Consider the following 1510-nt stretch of genomic DNA (forward strand, 5'->3'; position numbering starts at 1 on the left):
CGGCCCTTCCTGGGCCGACTCCTGGACGCCTCTCTGTACGTGTCCTCCCGTGTTCGGGTCAGTCGCTCCGTACCGCCGCCGTCGAGCCCCGTACGACCAGCTCCGGCTGGAAGACGTACTCGGTGCGCTGCACCGGACTTCCGCCGATCTCCTCGAGGAGCGCGCCCACCGCGGCCGCCGCCATCGCCTGCACGGGCTGGCGCACGGTGGTCAGCGGCGGGTCGGTGAACGCGATGAGCTGCGAGTCGTCGAAGCCGACGACCGAGACGTCACGCGGAACGTCCAGTCCCCTCCCCCGGGCGGCGCGCACGACGCCCAGGGCCATCAGGTCGCTGCCGCAGACGATGCCGGTGCACCCGGCGTCCAGCAGGGCGCCCGCCGCCACCTGGCCGCCCTCGACGCTGAACAGGGTGGAGCAGACGAGCCCTTCGGCCTCCGCCCGGTCCATGCCGAGCAGCGAGATGGCCGTCTCCACGAACCCGTCCCGCTTCCGCCGGGAGGGGACGTACCGCTGCGGGCCGATCGCCAGGCCGACCCGGCGGTGGCCGAGGTCGGCGAGGTGGCCCACGGCCATGCGTACGGCAGCGTTGTCATCAGGCGAGACGAACGGTGCACTGATGCGCTCGTTGTAGCCGTTGATCAGGACGAACGGCACACCGCGCTCGGTGAGCGCGGCGTACCGGGCCGGGTCGGCCGAGGTGTCGGCGTGCAGCCCGGAGAGGAAGACGATGCCGCCGACGCCCCGCTCCACGAGCTGTTCGACGAGCTCGTCCTCGGTCGCCCCGCCCGGGAGCTGGGTGCAGAGCACGGGGGTGTAGCCGTGTCCGGCCAGCACCTGTTCCACGGACTGCGCGAACGCCGGGAAGATCGGGTTGGTGAGTTCGGGCGTCACCAGGCCGATCAGTCCGGCGCTGCGCTGCCGCAGCCGTACGGGCCGTTCGTAGCCCAGGATGTCGAGCGCCGCGAGCACCCGCTGGCGCGTGGTGTCCGCGACGCCCTGCTTCCCGTTCAGGACCCGGCTGACCGTCGCCTCGCTGACCGCCGCCTGGCCGGCGATGTCGGAGAGGCGGGGCGCTGCCGTGGTCCTGGGTGCGGGCAGTGTCACACCGTCCACCACACCGTGGTGTCGGCGGGCAGGACGGCCTCGGCGCCGTCGACGCTGACCGGGGAGCTGGCGAGCAGCACCCGGCCGCGGGCGGCGATGCGGACCGGGGCGCCGGTGGTGTTGACGGTGCAGACGAAGCCGGGGCGGGCGAGGACGAGGACGCCCTCGGGGCCGTCCAGCCACTCCACCTCGGAGCCCGCGCCGAGGCCCGGGTGCTCGCGGCGGGCGGCGATCGCGGTCCGGTACAGCTCCAGGGTGGAGCCCTCCACACCGGTCTGCGCCTCCACGGAGAGCTCGCCCCAGCCGGCGGGCTGCGGGAGCCAGCTGCCGCCTTCGCCGAAGCCGTAACTCGTTCCCTCGCGGTTCCACGGGATCGGGACGCGGCAGCCGTCGCGGAAGCCGTCC

2 protein-coding genes are annotated in these 1510 nt (G+C 73.7%); both read right to left on the bottom strand.

Annotated features, from left to right (window positions below; translation table 11 throughout):
• Nucleotides 1–58: 58 nt before the first annotated feature.
• Nucleotides 59–1117 carry a LacI family DNA-binding transcriptional regulator gene (locus RIF68_RS36335; protein WP_309056031.1) on the bottom strand — a complete coding sequence of 353 codons (1059 nt, stop codon included), beginning with the start codon at nt 1115–1117 and terminating at the stop codon, nt 59–61.
• On the bottom strand, nt 1102–1510 hold a 409-nt coding region (locus RIF68_RS36340; protein ID WP_309056033.1), incomplete at its 5' end, for a DUF3459 domain-containing protein. The genes RIF68_RS36335 and RIF68_RS36340, both read right to left, overlap by 16 nt.

Source organism: Streptomyces sp. (genome assembly GCF_031178505.1).
Lineage (GTDB): Bacteria > Actinomycetota > Actinomycetes > Streptomycetales > Streptomycetaceae > Streptomyces > Streptomyces gulbargensis.